We start from the raw sequence: 23,051 nt of genomic DNA, 5'->3' as shown, positions 1-23,051 counted from the left end.
ACGGCTTCCGCCGCCCGAACCCCGCCCGGCTCTACCACCTGCTCAGCGGCGGCCGGGACTCATACCAGGTCGACCGAGACTTCGCGAAGGTCCTTTTCGACGCGGACAACACCGTCAGAGGTCAGCTCGCCCGCGACGGCGCCCTCCCCGGCGACCGGCCCCGTGTCGGGCTAGGCCGCCATCTCCTCGCGCAGCCGGTCCAGGACCTGGCCGGCGGCATCCCGGCTGGCCGGGAGCCGATCGCCTGCGGCCCGCATGATCCGCTGCAACTGGTGCGGCAGCCTCTGCCGGGCCGCCTCCGCGACGGCCGCCTCCAGGCACGTGCTGGCGCCGTCACGGTCCTCGGCCAGGAGCCGTACATGGGCCACGGTGATCAGCTCGATCACGCGCCACTGCGGAGCCACCGTCGTGGTCGGCTCCGGGGCCCGCTCGACCAGCCTTATCGCGATGTCCGCCCGGCCTGTGGCGACCAGGCCGCGCAGCCGGATCTCGTGCAGCGCATAGGGGTTGAACAGCGAAGTGTGCTCCACCTCCTCCATCAGCACCTCCGCCTCGTGCACCACCGCGTCGAACAGCACCCCGCCACCCAGGGCTCCCGCGGCGCGGGCCAGGAGCGGCAGGACAGCGGCCCGCGCCGCAGAGGTGGGGGCGAGGGCAGCGGCGTGCTGGAGGCGATCAACGGCGGCGCCCTTCAAGCCCGCTTTGCGGAGCTCGTTGCCGTGCATCCTCAGTACGGACGAGGAGAACGCCGGGTCGCCGAAGTACTGGGCGATCGGCAGACTCTTGCCGGTCCAGCGCGCGGCCGTCGCGAGCCTCTCCTCGGGCAGCACGTTACCCAGGGCCACTCCGAGGCCGACCCGGGCGCGGGCCAGCAGGTACAGGACGTCCTGCTCGGCGTGTCCGTCCTCCAGGCGGGCCTCCAGGCGGGCTACCAGCGGCCACAGTTCAGCGACCGCTTCGGTGGCGTGGCCGGACTGGCGTGCGATCTCCGCCAGACGGACGGTGGACTCCCCGAACTGGACCATCGCCCGGTGATCGGTATCCGCGACGTCGGTGATCCCGAGCAGGTGCGGGGGCAAGCGCAGTTGATCAGCGATACGCCGACGCGAACCGACGTCATCCACTGTCCGTTTGCCGAGCTCGATCGCGGACACGTACGTCTTGTCGTAGCCGAGCAGCTGCCCCAGTTCGGTCTGGTTGAGGCCGTGGACCGCGCGGAACAGGCGCAGGATCTTGCCGAGGTCGCGGGTCGCGAGGATCTGCTGTGCCTGGCCGGTGGCCCAGTGCCAGGCAGCGAACCGGGACGGCGGCTGCGGTTCCAGCGCCCTGCCGCCGACGGGTTCCTTCCCGGTGCCGTTCACGGGTTACGCCTGGGCGAACCAGGCGGTGATGGACCGCTTGTAGCCCTCGGGCATCGTCAGCGACGGCACCTCATCGCCGGTGAACAGGCCGACCTGCTTGTGCTCGTGGCTGACGACCGGGGTCTGGTCGGGGGTCAGGACGGTGCAGCCGTAGGTGACGATCAGAACGCGCCGTCCGGGGATGGGCTCGTAGATCCACGCTCCGCCGTCGATGAGGGGTCCGGTCTGGATCTTCCAGCCGGTCTCCTCCTCGATCTCCCGCTCCAGCGCCTGCTCAGGCGAGTCGTCCGGGACCTGCGAGCCGTCCGGACTGCCGACCTCCAACCGGCCGCCCGGCAGCTCCCACTCCTCGCGTTCGTTCTTCAGCAGCAGGACCCGACCAAGTGCGTCGAGCGCGACGCCCTTGACGGAGACGGGCCACAACGGCGGCGTGTACGGCATGGCGGCATTCCTCGTCCAACAGCGCGTGCAAGGGGCGATCGGAACGTAGCACGCCGGCCCCAACTCCGTTGCGTTCTGCCCGACTTGCCCGAGTCGACAATCAGTCGCTTTACCGCCCGCCCGTTGGCCGCGAACAGTGGGTCAGCCATCCAGCAAAGGAGTCCCGTGATGAGCCACGCCCACGCCCTGCGTGCTCCCGCCCCGCCGTTCCAGCCGGCCACCACGCTGTCCGTGAACGACCTCGCGGAGCAGCTGCGGGAGACCGGGCTGGTCACCGTGGACCGGTTGATGCTCCGCTCGTCCGTCACGGCGTTCGCCGACCGGATCATGCGCGTGACCGCCCATCGCGACAGCGACGAGCGGGACGGGCTGACCGTGATCTACGACACCCGCCGCCACGCACGGCAGGCTGGGTACGGCGGCTTCACCAACAGCGAGCTCGCCCCCCACACCGAACGCTCCGGCACCCCTCAGCCGCCCCGCCTCATGCTTCTGGTGTGCGCATACCCGGCGGCCACGGGCGGCGAGTGCGTGCTGACCGACGGACGGGCCGTCCACGCAGACCTTACCGCCCACCACCCCGATGCCCTGGACCTGCTGTCCACCCGGCACACCGCGTTCTTCGGTGGTGGTGACGGCCACGCCTCGCAGGTATTCACCCCGCACGCCGAAGGACGCGTCTGCCTGCGACTGCGCCTAGACGCCCTGGCGCGTTGGAGTCCGCTCGTCGAACCCCACCTTCCCGCTCTGCGCGCCGCCATCCAACGCCACCAGATCACCCTGCCGCTCCAGGCCGGGCAGGGCTACCTCCTGGACAACAGCCGCTGGCTGCACGCCCGCACCAGCTACACAGGCGACCGCCTGATGTGGCGCGCCCTGGGCGAGCCGCTCCCCCAGCTCACCCCCCTCCCCATCGGATTCCGTCCCGCCCCCAGCACTCCCGACCGGGCACCCGAGGAGACGGCGTCGTGACCGCCCACCAAGTCCGAATCCACGTGTCCGGAACCGCCGACCTGGCCCGCACCCGAAACCGCCTCCTCACGCAGATCGCTGCCTGGGGAGTCACGCTGGAAGCCGACCAGCACCACGCAATCAAGCTGGTCACCTCGGAACTTGTCACCAACGCCCTGGCCCACGCGCAGGGCCCAGTCACCGTCCGTCTCGCCCTCAACAAGAACCGGCTGATCCTGGTCGTGCACGACGGCAGCGAGGAACTTCCAGCCCGCCCGGACATCCATGATGTCGCGGAGTCGGAGTCCGGGCGCGGGCTGCTCCTAGTGGACGTCTTCGCCAGCCGCTCCGGCTGGCACCGCACGCCGGGAGGCAAGAAGGTGTGGGCTGAGTTCGACGTGCCCCCGCCGCTCGCAGAAACCGAGGCGTCCATTCCCTGCCCGGCAACGGCGGCAAGGCCGCGCCCGCGCCTGTACATCGCCCCCGAGGGCGTCGTGCGGGAGCAACGGGGTGAGCGGTCGGCCTCGCGGCGAGCGGGAACCGATGCGATGACTGGTCACCCGGTCGGTCGCGGTACCCCTGGCCCACCGGCGACCGCGAAGAGCTCCGCCCGCGTACGTACCGAGGCAGCCAGCCACGGGCGGACAAGAGGGTGTCGGCCGGTTTCCCCGAGGCCAGCCGACACTCCCGGCACCACGCCCTGCACGACGTCCCCCTGACGAAGGAGCACCGTGGAATCACTACACTTCGCCGACCCCGACATAGCCGGACCCTTCCTCCGGTCGGTACAGCTCCACGCCCCTCACGGCAGCCAGGACCAGCCACCCACCCCCCTCTCGACGCCGCAGTCCTCCCCCGCCCCACCCGCCGAGAAGCACAAGCGGCCCGGACAAAGTGGCGAGCAGGCGGCGTTGAATGGCAACTCACGGGGCCGGACCGCGCTGGTGACGGGAGCCTCCGGGTTCATCGGCTCTCATCTCGTTGATGCGCTGGTGGCCGACGGCTGGGCGGTGACCGGCGTCGACCGGAGGTCCCCCAGCGCCGACCTTGTGGCTGCCCGCAACCTCCACGGGGCCATGTGCCAGCCGGGGTTCAGGTTCGCGCACATGGATCTGACCGACCCGCGTCTGCGGGACCTGCTGGCCGGCGTGGACGTGGTGTTCCACCTCGCAGCGTCCACCGGCGTGCGCGGATCGTGGGGCAAGGCGTTCCTCTCCTATATCCACGACAACATCGACGCGACCCACCACCTCGTGGAGGAGTGCGAGCGCGCCCACGTGCCCCGGCTGGTGGCCGCGTCATCGTCCAGCGTGTACGGGGGCCGGACCAACAGGCCATCACGTGAGGACGGGCCGGTGGCGCCGCTGTCGCCGTACGGGGTGTCAAAGCTGGCGGGAGAACAGCTCACCCTGGCCTACGCGTTGCGGGACGGCGCGGCAACGCGGTCGGTGGGGCTGCGGTTCTTCACGGTGTACGGGCCCCGGCAGCGCGACGACATGGCGATCTTCCGGATGCTCGACGCGGTCCGCACCGGTCAGCCGATGCGGCTCTACGGGGACGGCAGCCAGCGCCGGAACTTCACGTACGTCTCCGACGTGGTCGATGCGCTGTTACGGGCCGCCGCGGAGGACCTGAACGGGACCGTCGTGAACGTGGCGGGACCGCAGACCGTATCGGTGCGGGAACTGCTGGACACGGTCCGCAAGGTGACCGGCACCCCGGTGCCCCTGACGCGGGTTCCAGCGCGATCGGGCGACCCGCAGTGCACCGAGGCCGACACCCGGCTCGCCGCGTCCCTCCTGGGCTACCGGCCGCGCATCCGGCTGACGAAGGGCATCGCCCGGCAGTGGGCGTGGACCCGCGACACGCTCGGTGCCACTGCCGTAGGGGGGACGCTGTGATCAACGTCTGTGCCTCGTCGGCGAACGAGCTGTTCACCGCCGCCTGCACCGCGGTCCTGGCCGAGGGCCAGGCGGTCAAGCCGCGCGGACTGGCCACCACCGAGGTCATCGGCGCGCACCTGACGCTGACCCAACCGCGCCGACGCCTGGTGAACGTGCCGCCGGCGCGGGTCCTGAACGCGGCATTCGCCGCAGCCGAGGCGGTGTGGATCCTGTCGGGCGACGGTGATGTGTGGATCTGCGCCTACAACCAGCGCATGGCCCAGTACGCCGAGGCGGGACGACTGCGCGGCGCCTACGGGCCCCGGATGCGGGCCTGGCAGCCGGGCTGCGACCAGCTCGACCACGTGCGACGAACCCTGCTGGCCGATCCCGACTCCCGCCGGGCTCTAATCCAGCTCTACGACCCCGGCCGGGACATCCCCCACCACAACGACATCCCCTGCACCCTCAACTACCGCTTCTACGTGCGCGGTGGCCGCCTGGACATGCACACCACGATGCGCAGCCAGGACCTGTGGCTCGGGTTCTGCTACGACCTGTTCACCGCGACGGTCCTGCACGAGCTGATGGCCCACTGGGTAGGGGCAGAGCTGGGGCACTACCACCACCACGTGGACTCCCTACACCTGTACGAGACCAACCTCCTCGCCGCCCGGCAGCTGCCGACCGCGCCCGCGCCGAGCCGGGTCATGGAGCCGCTCGCGATCGGCTGGGAGGACTTCGACCCCCTGCTATCCGATATCACCAATGACGGAGCGGTGTCCGGGGCGTGGGCGGAGTTCGCCCGGGTGATGCGCAGCTACCGGGTGTGGAAGAGCGGTGACCGGGCCGATGCCCAGCACATGATCAGCTCGTCGCGCGGGGTGTTGGCCGACGGCCTGAACTCCTGGTACACGAAGCTGGAAGGGCGGGAGACGGCATGAAGCCCGTGGTGCTCGGCCTGTGTTCGGGAACGCACGACTCGGCAGCCGCGCTGATCGCGGGCGGACGGCTCGTCGGCCTGGTCGAGGAGGAACGCCTCAACGGCATCAAGCACACCAAGGAGTACCCCAGCGCGGCCGTCGACTGGCTGTTGGACACGGCCGGGCTCGGGCCCGGCGACGTGAGCGACGTGGCCTACAACTTCGCCCCCCGGCTCTACCTGCCCGGGGCACTCCCACTGGGCCACTTGCGGCCGGGAACGGCGCGGCGGGCTGTGCCCAGGGCGCGCAGCTTCTTCACGGTAACCCGGCGGGCTGCCCAGCGGCTGCAGGGCTTCGGGGAGCGCTTCCCGCGCGCCCGTCGGCACGGGGTCGAGCACCATCGTGCGCACGGCCTGTACGTCTTCGGCGCCTCCCCGTTCGAGGAAGCGGCCGTGCTGATCGTGGACAGCCTCGGCGAGACCGTCACCACCTCCATGTGCTCCGCCCGGCACACCCCCGGTGGCATCCGCATGCAGCAGCGGTGGTCGCTGCGCGATCCGGCCTCCCTCGGTTACGCCTACGGCGCGGTGACCGAGCACCTGGGCTGGCGGCGCGGGGATGAGGAGGGGACGGTGATGGCACTCGCCGCTCTCGGTGATCCGGCACGGTTCCGAGACCTGTTCGCCCAGGCGATCGTCCTCACCGAGGAGGCGTTCGCCCTGAACCCGGCCTGGTTCCCGCTGCGGGTGATCTCCAGCCGCTACCCGCGTCTGTCCGCCCGGTTCGTGCAAGCGACCTGCCCACCCCGTACGCAGGAGGAGGAGGTATCGCAGGTGCACGCGGACCTGGCCGCGGCCCTTCAGGAGCGCACCGAGCAGGTCATGGTCCACCTGGCCCGCCGTGCCCGCCGCCGCACCGGTCAGCGCGCTTTGTGCGTGGGCGGCGGGGTCGCCCTGAACTGCGTCAGCCTGGGACGGATCGTGGCCGAGGCCGGATACGACGAGGTGTTCGTGCCGCCCTCGCCGGGCGATGCCGGCACGGCGGCGGGCGCCGCCCTGTCCGTGTGGCAGCAGCGGACCCCGGCCCTGGTGGAGGGGATCCGGGACGCCTGCTACCTGGGACCCGCGTTCAGCGGGATCACCCTCGACGAGCGTCCCCGCCCCGGGATGCGGGCCCACCGCCCGGCCGACGCCGCCCGGCATCTGGCAGCCGAGCTCGCCGCGGGGAAGATCGTCGGCCTGTTCCGGGGCGCGCTAGAGGCCGGGCCGCGCGCCCTGGGCAACCGCTCGATCCTTGCCTCCCCGCTCCGTGCCGAGGTCGTGGAGCGGCTGAACGCCCGCGTGAAGTTCCGCGAGCCGTTCCGCCCCTTCGCGCCGGTCGTGCTCGCCGACAAGGCGGCCGACTACTTCACCCTGGGCCAGGCGGCCCCCTACATGTCGTTCGCGAGCGGAGTGACGCCGCTGGCCCGCGAGACGATTCCGGCGATCGTCCACGCCAACGGTCTCGCCCGCATCCAGACCCTCACCCCCGAACGCAATCCGTTCCTGGACGCGGTGCTGCGCGCGTTCCACGAGATCACCGGTACCCCGGTGCTGATCAACACGAGCCTCAACATCAAGGGCAAGCCGATCTGCGGCACCCCCGACCAGGCCCTGGACTGCCTCGCCGAGTCCGGGATCGAGGCCCTGCTGCTGGAGGACTGGTGGGTCCAGGAGGTAGAGGAGTGAGGATCGGATACAGCCACTGGGGGTTCCTCGGCGACGGGATCACCGACACCCCCGACGGCGGCCGAAGCCACCGCAAGACCCTCGTGGACGGCCTGATCGCCACCGGGCACCAGGTGGTGTTCCTCCAGACCGACCGGGACACCCTGGAAGCACACCGCCCCGTGGCCGGCCCCTACGTGTGGGATGCGGGGCTGCCCGAGCTGGACGCATTGTTCCTGGAGTGGCGCTGGCGCATCCCGGGCCGCAACGACACCCCGTGCGGCACTACCGGCCATACCTGCGACCTGCACCGCCAGCAGCAACTCGTGTGCCACTACGTCCGGCACGGGGGCATTCCGGCCCTGCTGTGGGACAAGGACCAGCAGCTGCACCCGGCCGACCCGCTACGCCAGGCCGGAAACGTCACCGTGTGCGAACCGGCCCTCCACCCCCGGCCCGGCGCACAGAGTCTGCTGTTCCCGGTCGCCGACCAGGTTCTTGATCAGGCGGACCCCTCCATGCTCGCCGCCCACCCGCGGCACCTGGCACTGGTGTACGTGGGCAACGAGTACGGGCGCGCGGACGCGTTCACCACGTACTTCGCGCCCGCCGCCCGTGACCTGCCGCACGAGGTCGCGGGGAAATGGGAGGACACCGGGCGCTGGCCGCACGTCACCTTCCTCGGCCGCGTCCCCTTCCGCCACGGCGTACGCATGCACCAGGCGGCCCACGCGACAGTGCTCCTTGCCCCGGACCGGTACATCGCCACCGGTCAGTACACCCAGCGGATCTTCGAAGCGGTCCTGACGGGATGCGCGCCGATCACCCCCGCCCGCTACCGGTCGGCAGCCACGGTCGTCCCCGAGGAGCTCCACGCGCGGAGCGGAGCCGACGTGGCCGATATCACCCGCCGTCTCGCCGTCCTGGGCGCCGAACATCGCGCCCGGCTACTGGCGCAGTGTCTGCGCAGGCTGGACCCGTTCCGCCTGTCCCGGCAGCTCGCCACCATCGACACGGTCTTGAAGTGATTCGGGGGAATGATCATGAAATGTGGCCACACGGCCCCCGCTGGGCTCGGTAGCTTCTTCAGTTATGAAGCGCATCGCCCTCATCGGCTGCGGCGGCAGCGGCAAGACGTACCTCTCCAAGCGGCTCAGCGCCCTGATCAGCGCGCCAGTGACCCATCTGGACGCCGTGTATTACGACGACCACTGGAACACCCTGCCGCCGGAGAAGTTCGCCGCCATCCAGGAGGAGCTGGTCGCCGCACCGGCTTGGGTCATCGAAGGGAACTACGCCGGCACGCTGCCCATCCGGCTGCGCCGCGCCGACACGGTGATCTTCCTCGACCTTCCGGCCTGGGCCTGCCTGTGGGGCATCGCGCAGCGCCGCCTGCGCTACGGCGGCGGCCAGAACGATGCGACCGGGGTGTACGACCGGATCAACTGGGGCTTCATCCGCTACGTGTGGGGCTACCGCAAGACGATGGCCCCCCGGGTGCGGGACCTGATCACCGAGCACGCCACTGGCGCGGCCGTGCACCGGGTCACCAGCCGCCGCCAGGCCAGCGCGCTCCTGGACCGGCTCACCAAGACGCACGCCGCCTAACTGGCAGCCCGTCCCGCCGGGGGGCTGCCGGTGTCTGACTTCTCCCCGTTCCTGGACTCCCGGCTCGTCACCGGCAGCCTCTACCGCACCCAGCAGCGGCTCACCGAACGTACCCAGGCGCTCCTGGCGGCGAAGGTCTCCGGCCGCCCCGCAGCGCAGGTCGTCGCCGCCCATGCGGCACACACCCTGCCCCGGCCCGGCGCGACGGTCGTAGACATCGGCTGCGGCCGGGGCGCCTCGACCGTCGCTTTGGCCCAGGCCCTGCCCCGCCCGCGGGTCGTGGCGATAGACGCGTCCGCCGCGCTGCTAGCTGCCACCCGTACCCGGCTCCACCAGCACGGCCTGACCGGCGCGACTGTGCAGGCCGACTTCCACCGCCTTCCCCTGCACGATCACACCGCCGACCTGGCCGTGGCCGCGTTCTGCCTCTACCACGCTGTCCGGCCCGAGCTCGTGGTACTGGAGATCGCCCGCTGCCTCACCCCGGGGGGCACAGTGATCCTTGCGACGAAGTCCGCCGACAGCTACCGGTCGCTGGACCACCTGATGGCCCGCGCGGGCCTGGACCCGCGCGCCGAGGCCCGGCCGAGCCTCTACGCCGCGTTCAACAACGCCAATCTCCGCTCCACTGTCGAGGGTGTGCTTCAGGTCAAGACGGTCGAACACGAGACCCATCGGTTCCAGTTCCACGACCTTGCGCACACGGCGGCCTACCTCTCGACGTCGCCGAAGTACCAGCTGCCGCCCGGTCTGGCCGGTGACGCCGCAGCCCTCGCGGCCCGGCTCCGTCTGGCCCTGCCCGACGGGCCGGTGGACACCGCGTCCGTGGTCAGCTACCTGGTCGCGGTCGTTCCCGACGAGTGAGGAGGGACAGGCGTGGAGTTCATCAAGACGTACCGCACACCAGTGGCCGCTCAGCGGGCCCAGGCGCACCAGGCGTGGCTGGCTCGTCTTGGGATGCCTGTTGCCCCTGTCCTCGGCCGCCAAGGCCGCCGCTTAGTTCTCGCCCGCGTGGACGGCAGCCACCTCGTCCCCGAGCAGCTGCCCGAGGCCGCCCTCCTCCTCGGGCAGGCCCACGCCGCCGCCCACCGAGGCGTCCTGAGCAGCGCGCGCCTGGGCAAGGGCTGCACGGTGCCGGACGTCGAGCCGCTGGAGCCGTTCACCGCGCCGCGTATCCGGCGCATCCGCACACTGCTAGCCAACGGGAACATCCCCGGGGCGGCGCTCACGGCCAGCGACGCAGCAAACCTCGTGACCTCTGCCGCCGAGGAACCCGCCGCGTTCTACAAGGACGCCAACCCCCGCAACTTCCTGCACACTGCCACCGGAATCATCGCGGTGGACTTCGATGACCTGACGCTCGCCCCATTCGGCTACGACCTGGCCAAGCTCATCGTCACCACCGCCATGACATACGGCCCTCTCCCAGCGCTGCTCACCCGCCGATCCCTGGACGCCTACAACCAGAGTGTTCCCCACCCCGTCCCGCCGGACCGGCTGAACCAGTGGATGGAGATCCACCACATCCTCACCAGCCCCTACCTCGGCCACCACGGCTACACCCACAGCTGGCACACCCTCCGCCACGAAGCCCAGATCCGTTGAGCGAATCCTCGAAGGAACCGACCACCGTGTCTGAACCACTTCCCTCCCGCGTGCCGTACACGGTGTCGCGCAATCCCCGGATCGTGTGCGACGCACACTCGGACGCCCATATGCGTGATCGAACGGATCCCGGCTCAAGCCCTACAAGGCCCAGAGAGCAAAACCGCACATCAGCCCGAAGAGTTCGCCCCCTCCCCACCCGAACGTGCGCCCTTGGGTGCCGTTAGTCCGAGCATCTGTCCGAGCGTCACGTCAACGAGGAGGCGTCCATGCCACACCGCATGCATAGCACCGGCGACCAGCCCAAGTTCGAACAGCGCCCTGTGTGCGTCGAACAGCGGACCGCCCGCCTCCTCCATCAAGAGCATCCCCCAACTGCCGTCGGCGTTCCCGACCCGAACGGGAAGCCTGACCGCTACCGCTCCGCAGTGGACACGGCCGTGGTCCTCCACCGGCCGGACGGCCGGGTTCTGCTCCTGCGCCGGACCGCGCCGGGAGACGACCAGCGCCTCGTCCTCGTCGGCGGACAGTTGACGCACGACGAGTGGGCGGACGACAGCGCACGCCGCGCCGTAGGCGCGGCTGTTGGCGTCCACGTTGATCCGGCCGACGTGGAGTACTGCTGCACCGCGCACCTCCAGGTCGACGACGCGGAGCGGTACCTGGTGGTGATGTTCACCGTGCAGCGCTGGAGGGGCGAGCCGTACAACGCGGGTCCCCACGGACACGTGGAGTTGGTCTGGGCAGAGCCGGGCGAGCCGCCCACCGACTGCCACCCAGCCACGGCCATCCTCCTGGATCTGTTCGTCACCGGCACCCTCCAGGCGTGCCTGCGCATGCCGGCCACCGGAGAGGGGGGCACCGCATGAAGAAGGACGAAGCCCTGCCCGACGATGCCGAGACTGAGGAGGTCTCGGCGTCCGAGGAGCTCTTGTTCGGTGGGCAGTTGCAGTACGACATGGGCTGGAACGCGCATCACGGTGCGTGGCTCGGGCTGTCCCTGTGGTCGATGGCACGGAATCTGCCCCGGCTCGTGGCAACGTCCGTACGCCTGGCGGCCCTGGCGGACCGACGAGCCCTGCGCACCGTCGCGGTCGCCGAGATGTTCTCGGGTATCGCCCAGGCCATCTCCCTGGTGGCCGTCAACACAGTGCTCGCCCACCTCCTGGCCGCGGGGACCGTCCCGCAGCGCATCACCCATGCACTGCCGGCGCTGCTCTCGGTCGCGGTGACCGGGATGGTCGGGGCGCTGTGCACTGCGGCATCCACCGCCGCGACTGGAGCCCTGGAGCCACGCGTCCAACGCGTCGCCACAGAACGGTACTTGACGCTCGTGGCCAGGGTCGAACTCAAAGCGATCGAGGACGACGAGTTCCACCGGCTGCTTGACTCAGCGTCCTGGGGCGCGGAGTCGGCACGGAGGATGGTGAAGTACGCCACCAACGTCGTTAACAGCCTCATCTCCCTGATCGCGGCGGCCGGCGTCCTCACCGTGCTGCACCCTGCCCTGTTGCCTCTGCTGCTCTTGATGACCGTGCCCAGCGCCTGGGGAGCGATGGCCAAGGCCCGCCGCCGCTACATCTCCTTCCACAAGTTCGTGCAGCACGCGCGGGCCGCCCAGCTGCTGACGCGGCTGATGATCGAGCAGAACGCCGCCGCCGAGCTGCGCCTGCACGGCGTCGGCCCGTGGCTGCTGCGGCACTTCCGGGGCATGGCTGACACCACTGAGCGCGAGCAGGACCGGCTCGCCCGCCAGGACGCGCTCACCGGACTGCTCGCCGCCACGGCAACCGGCGCCGCGACGGCGGCGACCTTCGGGGTGCTCGGGCTGCTTCTGTGGACTGGGGCGATGGCCCTGTCCGTGGGAGGCACCGCCGTCCTCGCCATCCGCTCCGGTTCCGCATCCCTGCGCCGGTGCGTCCTGGAAATCTCCGACATGCACCAAGAGAGCTTGTTCGTCGGCGACTACGAGCAGCTATGCACCGAGGCCGAGCGGCGCGCCATCCCCACAGACGGCATCGACCTGCCTGATCACGCGGAGATCCGCTTCGAGAAGGTGTCATTCACCTATCCCGGCAAGGACACTCCCGCCCTCACCGACATCGACCTGGTGCTGCCCGCGGGGAAGACGATCGCGCTGGTGGGCAGCAACGGCTCGGGCAAAACCACTCTCGTAAAACTGCTCTGCGGCCTGTACGCGCCGGACGCGGGCCGGATCTGGTGGGACGAGGTGGACTCCGTCACCGCCAGCCGGGCACAGATCTATGACCGGGTCGCCACCCTGGCGCAAGATTTCTACCGCTGGCCGTTCACCGCCCGGGTCAACATCGGCATCGGCCGCCCTGTCGATCCCTTCCACGATGACGAATTGATGGAGGCGGCCCGCTTCGCGGGCGCCGACGACGTGATCACCGAGCTGCCCAACGGGCTCGGCACGCTCCTCTCGCGCGGCTACAAGGGCGGCCAGCAGATCTCCGGCGGACAGTGGCAGCGGATCGGGTTCGCTCGCACGCACTTCCGCCAGGGCCAGGTCCTGGTGGCGGACGAGCCCACCAGCGCTCTCGACCCCAAGGCTGAGCAGCGGACTTTCGACCAGATCCGCGCCCTGGCCGACCAAGGACAGACCGTGGTGCTGGTCACCCACCGCCTCCACAGCGTCCGGCACGCCGACATCATCGTGGTCCTGGACCACGGGCGCATCGTCGAGCACGGCACCTTCGACGAACTCATGGACCCCGTCACCGGCACCGGAGCTTTCCGCGACGCCTACCTGTTGCAGTCCAGCGCCTACCAGCACACCGTCCCCGCCCAAGCCACCTCTCTGCCCGCCGACGAGCCCGCCGGAGATTCCCTATGAGCGCCCGTCCCACCGCTCTTGGAGCCGAGCAGGTCAACGCCGCTACCTGGCATGCCTACGGCCACCACCAGCTCCAGCGTTGTCCCGACATCCCTGACCTCGTCGAGTGGCACTGGGGCAACGCCGGCACCGGCCCCGGTGTCGAGATCCTCGGCGATCTCCGTGGCCGGCGGTTCCTGGACCTGGGCTCCGGGCTCGGCCTGCACGCCGCCTACCTCGCAAGGCGGGGGGCGCTGGTCGACGCCGTGGACGCCTCCCCCAGCCAGCACCAACGCGCCACCCATCGGTACAGCACGCTGCCCGGCGTCCAGTTCGTACTGGCCGACGCAGTCCGGCACCTGGCCGCTGCCGATCCGTACGAGGTGATCTACTCCGTCAACGGGCTGCCCTACCTCGATCCCGACCGGCTTGTGCCCGTCCTCGCCGACGCCGTCGCCCCCGGCGGCCAGCTCGTCTTCACCGCCCTGCACACCACCTCAGCCGGGGTAGGGCCCTCCTCCCGCCTCACCTCCCGCCCCGAAACCCTGCGCCTGCCCGACAGCGGGGAAGAACGCACGGTCCACATGTGGGTGCTCGAACCCTCGCTCTGGGAGGACCTGCTGGTTCAGAGCGGGCTGATCGTCGACTCGATCACCGTGCTGGACTCCGAGCAGCCGGACAGTCCCGTCTCCTACCGCCTCTTCCAGGCGCATCGGCCTCTCACCACCACCTCGCGGGCCCGCACCACACGAGCGCCCGTCCCGCACGCAGCCGTCGGCGTCGGCATCCTCGTCCACGGCCCGCACGGCATTCTGCTGGGACGCCATGCCCGGGGAACCTGGGAGGCACCTGGCGGCTCCGTTGAACCCGGCGAGGACTTCGCACAGGCCGCAGTGCGCGAGCTGGCCGAGGAAACCGGGCTCCTTGCCGAGACCGACGACGCCCGTGTACTGGGCACCCTCCTGGATCACGTGGACGGAGTGCTCCGGGTCACCGTCCCGGTCCTGGTCACCCGCTGGCGCGGTAAACCCCACGACCGCGAACCGGCCATCGGCTCCTGGCGCTCGTGGCCACTGACGGCGCTGCCCAACAGGCTCTTCGACTGCACCGCCCAGTGCCTCACCGCCTGGCGGCCCGACCTTCGCATCAATCACCCCAGGGCCCATTTCCTGCCCACAGCCTTGCCGCACGACCGTCCCTGACCGCCAGTCGAAGCGCCGCAGGGGCGGGAGCCACCTGACTCCCGCCGCTGCCGCCCTGGATGAAAGGGAGCCATGACGTACGACCCGAACTGCCCACTGTGCATCGCCGGGGACCACGCGACCGGCCACCAGCCAGGGGAGGAGCCCGAGCCAGAACCGCCGATACCCGTCCACGTGAAAGCAGCCTGCCCCCTGATCCTTCTGCTCGCCCTCGCCCTGTGGGGCGGGCGGCTGCGCCTGGTTACGTGGCTGTTCTCGCGACCGCGACGACTCGCCGGTCAGCGGGTCCGACGGCGTTCAACCAGGATGGGCAGGGCCGCCTCGTGGCCGTGGGGATCCGACAGCGTGGTCAGGCCGTCGATCTGCCGTTCAAGGGCGCGGACGTTTTCCGCATTGTTCACCGTCGCGACCCCCTGGACTGTGACCGTGAGCGGATCGGACACGAGAGCGGCGCGGCGTTCTCTGAGGATCTCCACCGCAACGCTCGTGATGGTGCCGAGCCGACCGAGCCGCAGCTCCGCATCAGTCTCGTCAACTGTGCCCAACTGGGCGCGCAGGTAGGCGCGATCAGCATCTGACAGCGCCATGGAAAACCTTCTCGGGTAGGTGACGACGATCCAGCAGGATGCGCGGGCAGGTCGGGTGACCTGCCCGCGCGCGGCTACTTCGTCTTGCGGGTACTCCTTCGGCTCGCTCCTGGCTCGCCCGGGTCCTCGCCTTCACCGCCGGGGCCGCCAGTCTCCGAACCCGGCGGCGGCGATGCGGGGGCGTCCGTACTGGAGTCCGCTTCCCAGGCCGCGGGATGCGTGATCTGATCGGTGATCCGCGGATCGTCCACCACTGTCCCCGGCTGGAGAATCACCACGTCGCGGGAGTCCGGGTCAACAACGAAGACGCAGACGGCCAGTCGGCGGGGTGTCTCGGGCGCTGCCATCACAGGACCTTCGCTGCGATGTGAATGTCCGGAACGTAGAGGACCGGCATAGCGACCGCCGAGCCCTTCGACCAGACCGAGACGGGATCGTCCTCGTAGCCGGTCGTCACCACAATCCCGGGGGCCTCCTCGCGACTGATCGCCGGGTTCGTGCCGCGCGAGAGGACCAGCGACTCGGCCGTGATGCCGTACTGGGTCTCCGCCCACGACTGCGGGTCCGGCGGAACCAGCACCCACAGGTTCTCGGGCAACGCCCGCTGATAGACGTCATCGACCGGGATCTGCACGTCGTACACAGTGATCGGCGGCAGGTTGTACCGGGCGCGGACGATCTCGACCTCGTTGGGCGACAGGACCGCCGTCGGAATGTTGGAGCCGTTGGTACTGCCGTAGTACGCCGCGCGGTACGCCGCGTTCCCAGCCAGGGTCGCCTGGGCCTTGGTCGAGGTGATCACGCGTGCCGGGGTGGGGGCGCCGATCGACCGCAGGTACTGGATCCACCGACGCTCGTCCGCGATCGGATCACTCGTCGGGTCCGACCACGGCTTGGGAGCGGTTGGCATGTTGGCGGCCGGGACCCCGAAGTCGGCCTCCAAAGTCAGTCCATTCTCGCCGTTCAGGGTAAAGCGGCCAGTGGCCAGGAGCCCGCCAGCGGCCAACTCCATGCGGTTGTAGATGGATTCGACATGGCGCTCGGCGTCGTCGTAGAGCGCTTCGACGAAGTCGCTGGAGTCGGCACCTCGGGTGGTGTCGAGGAGGATCTGTTCCAGTTCGCCGATGAGGAGCTTCTGGCCGACAGGCGGCAGAAGCCCCTCAGAGATAACGCGCTCAGCCTGTCGACGGGCGACAGCAGTGGACGCATCGTACGCCCGGAACTTGGCGCTGTTCACGCGCCGCTTGCTGGATCGGATGCGGAACTTCACGCCGTTGATGCGGCGCTCGGGGACCACCGAGCGAGTGAGCTCGTAGTCGTTGGGTGTGGTGATGGTTCGGGCAAAGGCGTTGATGTCGGCCGCGTCGATGTCACGCAGCAGTACGTCGAGCATGGTCTGCTGCTTCCTTTAGATGAAGTAGATCTGGGCGGTCGACTTGGTGACGGTGGCGGGGTCGAGCCCGCCTGGCATCTGGGCTGCGGCGACGACGCCGTGCCACAGCAGCGCTCCCCCGACGTGCTTGGAGCCGGGGGCGAACGCGACCTCCGTGCAGAGCACGCCGATGAGCGTCTCCCTGCCATCTGTGGCGACCGCACTCCACGGGCCGACCAGCCCGCTGGCCTTGACGCGGCCCAGCGGGATACCGGACAGGAACTGGCTGCGCGGCTGCATAGGCCCGCCGGCAACCCAGTGGGTGCCCTGGGTGAACAGCGAGACGTCGAGGGTGACACTGAGGGGAGAGTCGAGTCCGTGCCGGGAGGCCAACCAGGGCCGATCGGCAGTAGCGGACTCGGAGTAGGTGATCGGCTGGAGATCCACGCCTGATTCCTCCGGGCAAGCCTTAGCGAGTCAGCACAGTCACCGGGTGGTGCCGTCGTCCGCGGGCAGGGGCGCGGTCCCACGGATGGTCGGGGTCGCGCTCAGGACGCCTTGAGGTGCCCGCGGCGCCGGGCGATGTCCAGGCCCCGAGCCCCCGGTCTGGCAGGGGTGCCTCCAGAGTTCGGGGGCGGGCCGTCTGCCGGGGCGCCGGACGGCGGCGGTGTCAGTGCCTGGTGCCCGAACAACTCGGGACGTCGACGCTTGAGGTCGTCGGCCGCCGCCGCCACTGCCGCTTCGTCGGCATCTGTGTCCACGAGACGCTCCAGGAGGACGGCGGCGTCGTCCAGGTCAGCACTGGTCGCTCCGAGCCCGACCAGCACAGCGCGCCGTGCGGCGTCACGCTCGCGGGCAAGAGCGGCAGCTTCCCGTTGGACGATTTCCTGCTCGCGTTCGGTGACGGTCTGCTCTCGCCGCTCCGCTTCGCTGAGCAGCGCACGCTCGGCTTCCTTGCGGGACTGCTCCGCATCGCGCTGTCCCTGGACGAAGTCGGTCAGTGCCTTGGTCGAGTCGAAGCCGAGCTGGCCCAGGAGATCCCGCACACCGGCGCGACGGCCTTGGTCCTTTTCCCGGGCGAACAATTTGGAGAGTTCGTACTGGGGAACAGCGATTGTGCCGGGGTCAGGGCTGTCGTCCCGCGGCTGATTGCTCGGGTCGTCCGACGATGCGCCGAGCACGGGCAGGATGGGCCGACCGTCCCGGCGGTAGCCGATTGGCGCGAGGGGGAGTGGGCGCATGGCGCGGGCCCTGGTCACAGGCAGTCTCCTGGCCCAAGCGCCCCCGCGCAGGCGGAGTCTAACCCCGGGACCGCAATGAATCGGAAACCCCGGTAGCACAAGGGGACGCATGCCCTGCACCGAGCTTGTTCACGGCGAGACCGGCGGCCACCACGCTCGCCCAGGCGGTAGTGGGGGTAGCGACGAGGTGTGCTTTCAGGTGCCTCTCGTGGGGGCCTAATGGCCTCCGATCAGTGCTTCGGACCGGCTACCGGCAGGCCATCGCTGTTCTGGAAGAGGCGGCCCGGATGGGAGAAAGGCGAATCACTCGGACCAATGGGGTAGGCGAAGCCGTCCTTGATGTAGTTGGTCTCTCCGAGTACCCAAAAGTAGAGGTCGACCAGTCGGTCTCGGGGAACGAGCTTGAGACCACTCCCTCCAATGTGCCCGTAGGCGTTACGCCGAGCAAGCGGCTTGAGCAGCTCAATAAGCTCCAACCCGTTGCCCAGCCCAGCAACGGCGGCTGTGGTCGCCGCGGTAACAAGATCGGCCAGCTGGAGGTGCGGGACGTGATCGGAGGGGGCGGTCACGATGGGCATCACCACACGGTCGGGTTTCACATAGGTCGTGCCGAACGTAGTGAGGTCCAACGCCTCGGCCAACCACTTCGAGTGATCCTTACTGCCGCCGCCTGGTTCGTCGGCGATGACAACGCCGCGCTGGTCAGTGGTCTGCAGCTCCCTCTCGATGCGCTCATAGAGGTAGCTGAGGATCTTTGTGGCGACGTCCTTCTTCTCCCCCTCCGCGCAGCCGCGGTCCCAGATCACCACGGCCGTTCGGACGCCACACTGCGCGGCGATTTCCAACATCCGACGGCGTGCACTCTTCACCACGTCCCCGCCAGCATTCGCCAGCCAGCTCCCCTTAGATGACTTCCACTTGAACTCCTCGCCGGCGGGCATGTTGATATCGATGCGGAGTTGGTCGATCGCGCGGCTATACACCGCCACCTGATCCTCCCGGAACATCACGGCACCTACCGAGACGAGCTCACCGAGGGGCTGGCGGCGCGGGCGCTGCTGTCCGCTGTCGTCAATGAAGACCAGCTGCATCCGTCCTCTCCCATCCCTGAGCCGCGGCATCTGGCTGTGGGAGTTCTCCCCTCGCGGCTCCAGGTGCAAGAGCGTATGCCGGAACCAGAGCGCTGTGCCGGGAAGTTCGCCACAGGTGCGCGCCAGGCGGCGGTGCTACGGTCCTCAGCCACACCGGTCGGCCGGCCCCGTGAGGAAATGCCCCGCTCGTGGGGCTGGCGAGCTGTGCCACCGGACTGCGACAGGGAAAGAGCTACAGGTCCGCAGACACGGCAAGCACGGATCGCGAGATCCTACACTCCAGCCGACGGCCAGCTCCGTCCTTTGTCTTCGATCCCATGCGTTCCTCCTACGACGGCCATTCGGTCACGGCCGCCAGAGCCCGAGGAAGCCGAGCCCCCGCGTCAGGTTCTTTCTGTACAACAACGCGACCCCCAGGACGCCCACGCTGAAGATTAGGACGACCGTCACTGGATCGGACAGTGCGAGGAAGCCCGTGGCGGCGGCTCCGACCGCGATGACGACGGCAAGGCTCGCGAGGCGCAGCGCTTCCCAGTCCCGTCCTGCCTCATAGCCCTGCAGCGAATCTTCGTCCAAGAGCGCACCAAGACGTCCGTCGGCGTATTGATCGGCGATCCGGCTCAGATGGTCGACCAATAGAGGAAGGGCTTGATCCCCCTTCACGTCGATCTGCTTCTCCGCGTCATTCAGACACTGCACGACTCGCCGTACATGCGCACGTGCTTCCTTCCGTCGGTCGCTACGACGAGGAAGAGTCCCCCGGTCCCGGTGGGCACGCCGCAACGCCCTTCTGACGTCGCTCATAGAATGGGCGAGTTTTCGCAGGCCCTCTGTCCGCTCTGGTCCGATGGTCTTGAACACGGCCCCACACCAACCGACCGCGTCTAGAGCGTGTGCGGCTAGTCTGAAAGTCCGTAACTCCACCCGAAAGATGATGACGAACATACGGGCCACGAAGATCCAGCCCAGTAGCATCGCCACCAGAACCCCCATCGCCGTGCCGGCCACGATGCCGATCAGGATAGGCACCAAGAGGGTCGGAGCCTCCGATATTCCGGTGGTGTAGCGTTCCGCAAGACCCTTTTGTTCTGCCAGCACTCCGGGCATCACGGTCGGGGCAGTGTTGATCAAAGCCACGAAGCACACCATGAGCACATAGAGGGCTCCCAGCCGCCTATACGGACTCGGGACCTCTCGCTCCCGGAAGTACACCCGCACTGCCGCCCGTAGCCCAGCGGTTATCGGCCGCTGGACCCCCAGTGCCTGATGCACTGCTGTGATCCCGACTGTGCACTCGCGAACGTGCAGCGCAGCACTCCTTGCTCGCTCAGACGCGGGACGCTTCCAGCGAGCCAGCAATCGTGCTCGTACCTCACTAACCCGCTCTCGGCCTCGGGGCACTGTGCCGTGTGGCCGCGGGGCCGCCTGGGAATCACCGGCCGTTGTCACGCCGTCAATCGTGAGACCTCAGACAGAGAATCGGGCGGGAAAGCGGAAATTCACAGAGATTGCCCCGGCGCCGTCACGCGGCTGGGGCGCGCGACCTAGCGCCCGAGCTGGCTCGCACAGCGCCCTGGCCAGGACGAATCTCCCCGATGGCCAAGGTCGCACCTGCCAACGTTCGTGGTGGCGAGGAGACCCGCCCACGCATGCGCGTCACCCCCTGGGGCAGGGACAGTCACGCCCGCCACGCGCGGCCCCGAGTGGCTCGCGCCGTGAGGCGGTGTCTTTGTTTCGAAGGCAGTTGCGCCACCTGGATGGTCCCGTTGACTCAACTAGAGACCACATATTCGCAGCTCAGAGGCACCTTCTGCTAGCTTCCCGGCCATGCTTGAAACGAGCGGTTCCGCCCGGGATCTAGCCGGTCATGCTGGGACTGCCGCCACCACGGTCAAACTCACAGCCCCGTCGAAGCCGACCTGTGGCGAGTACGTGGCAGAGCTCTGGCCGTGGACATCTTCCCGGGCCAGGCCCCAGCTCGGCTCCATCGAGGGCCGGGTCGTACGTTCGGAGCGGGGACTGAGGGAGTATCACAGCCTGGGGGCGCGAACTGAGTTAGCGCCTAGCGGCGAGGGCCACTCCCAGCATCCGGGCGAAAACCTCAACCATCGTGACGTCATCCTGGTGCAATTCACTTGGCCTGAGGCAATCGACCGTCAGGAGGCCAAAAGACCGACCTCCCGCAGTGACTGCGCTGGTGATATAAGTCTTATAGCTGTCACTATCGGGCTTAAGATCCGCAGGTAGCTGATCAACGTCGGGGACAAACCGACTTGCGCCCTCATCGAGCAGCTTCAGCAGCTCCCTTCCGCGCCTATCAGTTTCCCTAAATACTGTGACTGGAGCGACATTTCGGCCAGACCATAGGGCGTTCTGACACCTTATTTCACGCGATCCCGGGGCCATGTTGGGCGTTTCTTCTAAAAAGCACGCTCGAGCATCCGGCGGACCGATCAGGTTGGCAGTCAGGGAGACGATGGCCAACTTCGTCTGCTGCTTGAGCGCTCGCCTTTCAGTCACGTCCGCGCTGGAGACGATGTGATCCAGGTTGAGCGCGAGCGGAACCAAGACGTCCTCGAAGGCTCTACGTTGATTCTTGGTGGCGGCCTCGGCGGCCTGATGTGCCGTGACTACGCGCTGGTTAGACAGCCAGATAGTTATCAGCGTAGCTGCCGCACCGACACTGGTGATCGTCCAGAACACCCAACTCGACATGCCTAGGCCGATGACCATCTGAGCGACATATGCCAAGCCGGCCAACCCGCCAGTAGCGATCATGCCCTTGCCCACCTGCAACCCCCTCCCCCAGCACTCCCCCCGGGCGGCCACTGTAACGGACACCACACAGAGAGTAGCCCAAGTGGGCGAAATCCGGTTCAGTCCCGGTCCGCTCGGGTATTTCTCGGCTAGTGTGTTAGATCGACACACGTTGGCGCAGCCAGTCTCAACGTGCGCGCACCGTTGCCTCGTACCGTCCGCGGTCGCAGGACTGCGCAGAGACCGGGGCGCCGATCCGCGCAACGCAGGCTTCGTTGCCCGATGATGACGAGCGCTCACCTCGGGTTCAGGGATGGAGCCTATGGCCAGCCACGACGGTGGAGGAGCGCGCGACACTGAGTCCTGGGGGGATTCGAGTATGGTAACAACCGCGGGCGTTTGGAGCGGCATCGCGTTAGAAGCTGACCCTCGAGTGAGGGAGTTTCAAGCTGACCCTGCTGCATACATGGAACAGCGCGCCAGCCTATTGCGGTCAGGCGATCTTGACACAGAGGAGGCACGTCTCCTCAAGCAGAAGAATCAGCGCTTGCGCGCGGCGCTGTCCAGTCTGTGGCACATCTTCCGTAGCAAGTGAACCCACGCGTGAAGTGGAAGGCTTGCTGATGCCTCTCGAGTCCGTCGCCAATTCGCGGACGCGAGAGTACCATCAGGTCGTTCCAGCGAGCTGAACTGCTGAAACCTGTGAGATACACAAGCTCTCCGGAGTCGTGCGTCCTATGGACTGATGTGCTTTGTGACAGCGGCGGATCGCGGGGGCAAAGCACCTAAGGGATCGTGCTTACCGAGTGTTTTCCAACCTCACGGGGTTGACCGCGAGTTGGACACTCCTGCGCAACGATGAAGCTCCTGGTGGACGGGTTCTCGACCAAGATCACCCTGTCCGCCAGGAGCGTTCGTGTGCTTGTCTACCCACCGACCATCGGTACCGGGCGGTGGCCATGGCTCACTACGACACTCCCGACTGGCGCCGCGCCTACCACCTGTGCCTGTGGCCCGCCCTGCCCGACGGCGCCCGCACCGGCTGGTACTGGTGGAACCCCGCCACCATGAACCGACGGGACTTCACCCGATGAACCGGCCCCTGCCCCCGGGGCTGCTGCCACCCGACCTGCCCCGTCTGGAAGCACTCAGGGCATGGCACGCGATGTGGGTCGGCCTCATCGACCAGGCCATCACCGATCTCAAACAGCAAGAAGCCGAACGCGCAGAGGGCCAGCGGCGCCGGCCACCACCGCCGGAGTGGACCATCGAACACGCCCTCGGGGGACCGCACCTGCTCACCGCCGTCCACACCGGCGACTGCTGGCTGCTCCACAAAGCCGGCCGCATGCGCGCCGTCGACCGCGCCGCCGCCCTCCAGGCCCTGGCCGATGGCGTCGAACCATGCGGTTTCTGCCGTCCGGACACCGCCCTCGGCATGATCGACTAGAGAACGCGATTCACCTTGAGATGAGAGTCACCCGAGG

At 68.6% G+C, this 23,051-nt stretch carries 23 protein-coding genes; 14 read left to right on the top strand and 9 right to left on the bottom strand.

Translation table 11 applies throughout. The annotated features are described in order from the left end of the window. Positions 1–170 precede the first annotated feature (170 nt). Both ACZ499_RS20210 and ACZ499_RS20205 read right to left on the bottom strand, forming a co-directional pair. The gene (locus tag ACZ499_RS20210) at positions 171–1,361 is read right to left on the bottom strand and encodes a helix-turn-helix domain-containing protein (protein WP_468676680.1); all 1,191 of its coding nucleotides are present in this window, start codon (positions 1,359–1,361) and stop codon (positions 171–173) included. A gap of 3 nt (positions 1,362–1,364) precedes the next feature. Then, positions 1,365–1,802, bottom strand: a complete 438-nt coding sequence (locus ACZ499_RS20205) for an NUDIX hydrolase (RefSeq protein WP_468676678.1) — start codon at positions 1,800–1,802, stop codon at positions 1,365–1,367. 168 nt (positions 1,803–1,970) lie between these two features. On the opposite strand from ACZ499_RS20205, the gene ACZ499_RS20200 reads away from it, so the two are divergent. The 12 genes from ACZ499_RS20200 (at position 1,971) to ACZ499_RS20145 (ending at position 14,516) form a co-directional block, all read left to right on the top strand. Then, positions 1,971–2,774 (top strand): TauD/TfdA family dioxygenase, encoded by an 804-nt coding sequence (locus ACZ499_RS20200; protein ID WP_468676676.1) that lies wholly within the window; start codon positions 1,971–1,973, stop codon positions 2,772–2,774. 23 nt (positions 2,775–2,797) lie between these two features. Continuing rightward, entirely contained in the window at positions 2,798–3,472 is a 675-nt protein-coding gene (locus ACZ499_RS20195) for an ATP-binding protein (RefSeq protein ID WP_468676674.1), read from the top strand. A gap of 12 nt (positions 3,473–3,484) precedes the next feature. Beyond that, complete coding sequence (locus ACZ499_RS20190; protein WP_468676671.1) at positions 3,485–4,654, top strand: NAD-dependent epimerase/dehydratase family protein; 1,170 nt, start codon at positions 3,485–3,487, stop codon at positions 4,652–4,654. Beyond that, positions 4,651–5,580 (top strand): thymidylate synthase, encoded by a 930-nt coding sequence (locus ACZ499_RS20185; protein WP_468676670.1) that lies wholly within the window; start codon positions 4,651–4,653, stop codon positions 5,578–5,580. Before ACZ499_RS20190 ends, ACZ499_RS20185 begins: the two co-directional genes overlap by 4 nt. Continuing rightward, the gene (locus ACZ499_RS20180) at positions 5,577–7,286 is read left to right on the top strand and encodes a carbamoyltransferase family protein (RefSeq protein ID WP_468676667.1); all 1,710 of its coding nucleotides are present in this window, start codon (positions 5,577–5,579) and stop codon (positions 7,284–7,286) included. The genes ACZ499_RS20185 and ACZ499_RS20180 overlap by 4 nt, the downstream gene beginning before the upstream one ends. Continuing rightward, positions 7,283–8,293 carry a CgeB family protein gene (locus tag ACZ499_RS20175; protein ID WP_468676665.1) on the top strand — a complete coding sequence of 337 codons (1,011 nt, stop codon included), beginning with the start codon at positions 7,283–7,285 and terminating at the stop codon, positions 8,291–8,293. Before ACZ499_RS20180 ends, ACZ499_RS20175 begins: the two co-directional genes overlap by 4 nt. Positions 8,294–8,357: 64 nt before the next feature. Beyond that, on the top strand, positions 8,358–8,873 hold the full coding sequence (locus ACZ499_RS20170; RefSeq protein WP_468676663.1) for a P-loop NTPase family protein: 516 nt from the start codon (positions 8,358–8,360) through the stop codon (positions 8,871–8,873). 30 nt (positions 8,874–8,903) lie between these two features. Continuing rightward, positions 8,904–9,737, top strand: a complete 834-nt coding sequence (locus ACZ499_RS20165; RefSeq protein WP_468676661.1) for a class I SAM-dependent methyltransferase — start codon at positions 8,904–8,906, stop codon at positions 9,735–9,737. A 12-nt stretch (positions 9,738–9,749) separates the two neighbouring features. Then, positions 9,750–10,478, top strand: coding sequence for a phosphotransferase (locus ACZ499_RS20160; RefSeq protein ID WP_468676659.1), 729 nt, complete (start codon positions 9,750–9,752; stop codon positions 10,476–10,478). A 269-nt stretch (positions 10,479–10,747) separates the two neighbouring features. Further along, entirely contained in the window at positions 10,748–11,347 is a 600-nt protein-coding gene (locus ACZ499_RS20155; RefSeq protein ID WP_468676657.1) for an NUDIX domain-containing protein, read from the top strand. Continuing rightward, entirely contained in the window at positions 11,344–13,335 is a 1,992-nt protein-coding gene (locus ACZ499_RS20150; RefSeq protein WP_468676655.1) for an ABC transporter ATP-binding protein, read from the top strand. Before ACZ499_RS20155 ends, ACZ499_RS20150 begins: the two co-directional genes overlap by 4 nt. Continuing rightward, positions 13,332–14,516: a bifunctional class I SAM-dependent methyltransferase/NUDIX hydrolase gene (locus ACZ499_RS20145; RefSeq protein ID WP_468676653.1), complete on the top strand. Its 1,185-nt coding sequence runs from the start codon at positions 13,332–13,334 to the stop codon at positions 14,514–14,516. The genes ACZ499_RS20150 and ACZ499_RS20145 overlap by 4 nt, the downstream gene beginning before the upstream one ends. A gap of 278 nt (positions 14,517–14,794) precedes the next feature. On the opposite strand, the gene ACZ499_RS20140 is transcribed toward ACZ499_RS20145, so the two are convergent. The 7 genes from ACZ499_RS20140 to ACZ499_RS20110 all read right to left on the bottom strand — a co-directional run bounded on the left by ACZ499_RS20140 (position 14,795) and on the right by ACZ499_RS20110 (position 21,597). Next, entirely contained in the window at positions 14,795–15,103 is a 309-nt protein-coding gene (locus ACZ499_RS20140) for a hypothetical protein (protein ID WP_468676652.1), read from the bottom strand. A gap of 346 nt (positions 15,104–15,449) precedes the next feature. Continuing rightward, positions 15,450–16,496, bottom strand: coding sequence for a major capsid protein (locus tag ACZ499_RS20135; RefSeq protein WP_468676651.1), 1,047 nt, complete (start codon positions 16,494–16,496; stop codon positions 15,450–15,452). A gap of 15 nt (positions 16,497–16,511) precedes the next feature. After that, positions 16,512–16,922, bottom strand: a complete 411-nt coding sequence (locus ACZ499_RS20130; RefSeq protein ID WP_468676649.1) for a head decoration protein — start codon at positions 16,920–16,922, stop codon at positions 16,512–16,514. A 101-nt stretch (positions 16,923–17,023) separates the two neighbouring features. After that, a complete protein-coding gene (locus ACZ499_RS20125; RefSeq protein ID WP_468676647.1) occupies positions 17,024–17,734 on the bottom strand; it encodes a hypothetical protein in 711 nt (236 codons plus the stop codon). 212 nt (positions 17,735–17,946) lie between these two features. Further along, positions 17,947–18,807: a DUF3800 domain-containing protein gene (locus ACZ499_RS20120; protein ID WP_468676645.1), complete on the bottom strand. Its 861-nt coding sequence runs from the start codon at positions 18,805–18,807 to the stop codon at positions 17,947–17,949. 345 nt (positions 18,808–19,152) lie between these two features. Then, on the bottom strand, positions 19,153–20,079 hold the full coding sequence (locus ACZ499_RS20115; protein WP_468676643.1) for a hypothetical protein: 927 nt from the start codon (positions 20,077–20,079) through the stop codon (positions 19,153–19,155). Between the two features lie 783 nt (positions 20,080–20,862). Further along, entirely contained in the window at positions 20,863–21,597 is a 735-nt protein-coding gene (locus ACZ499_RS20110) for a GAF domain-containing protein (protein ID WP_468676641.1), read from the bottom strand. A 926-nt stretch (positions 21,598–22,523) separates the two neighbouring features. Between ACZ499_RS20110 and ACZ499_RS20105 the strand changes: the two genes are divergently transcribed. Both ACZ499_RS20105 and ACZ499_RS20100 read left to right on the top strand, forming a co-directional pair. Continuing rightward, a complete protein-coding gene (locus ACZ499_RS20105; protein ID WP_468676639.1) occupies positions 22,524–22,658 on the top strand; it encodes a hypothetical protein in 135 nt (44 codons plus the stop codon). Next, positions 22,655–23,014 carry a DUF6233 domain-containing protein gene (locus ACZ499_RS20100; RefSeq protein ID WP_468676637.1) on the top strand — a complete coding sequence of 120 codons (360 nt, stop codon included), beginning with the start codon at positions 22,655–22,657 and terminating at the stop codon, positions 23,012–23,014. Before ACZ499_RS20105 ends, ACZ499_RS20100 begins: the two co-directional genes overlap by 4 nt. The last annotated feature ends 37 nt before the right edge of the window (positions 23,015–23,051 follow it).

This window comes from Streptomyces sp. NPDC031265 (genome assembly GCF_055570295.1).
The sequence above is the reverse complement of the archived record's forward strand: the minus strand, read 5'-3'. Positions and strand labels throughout refer to the sequence as shown.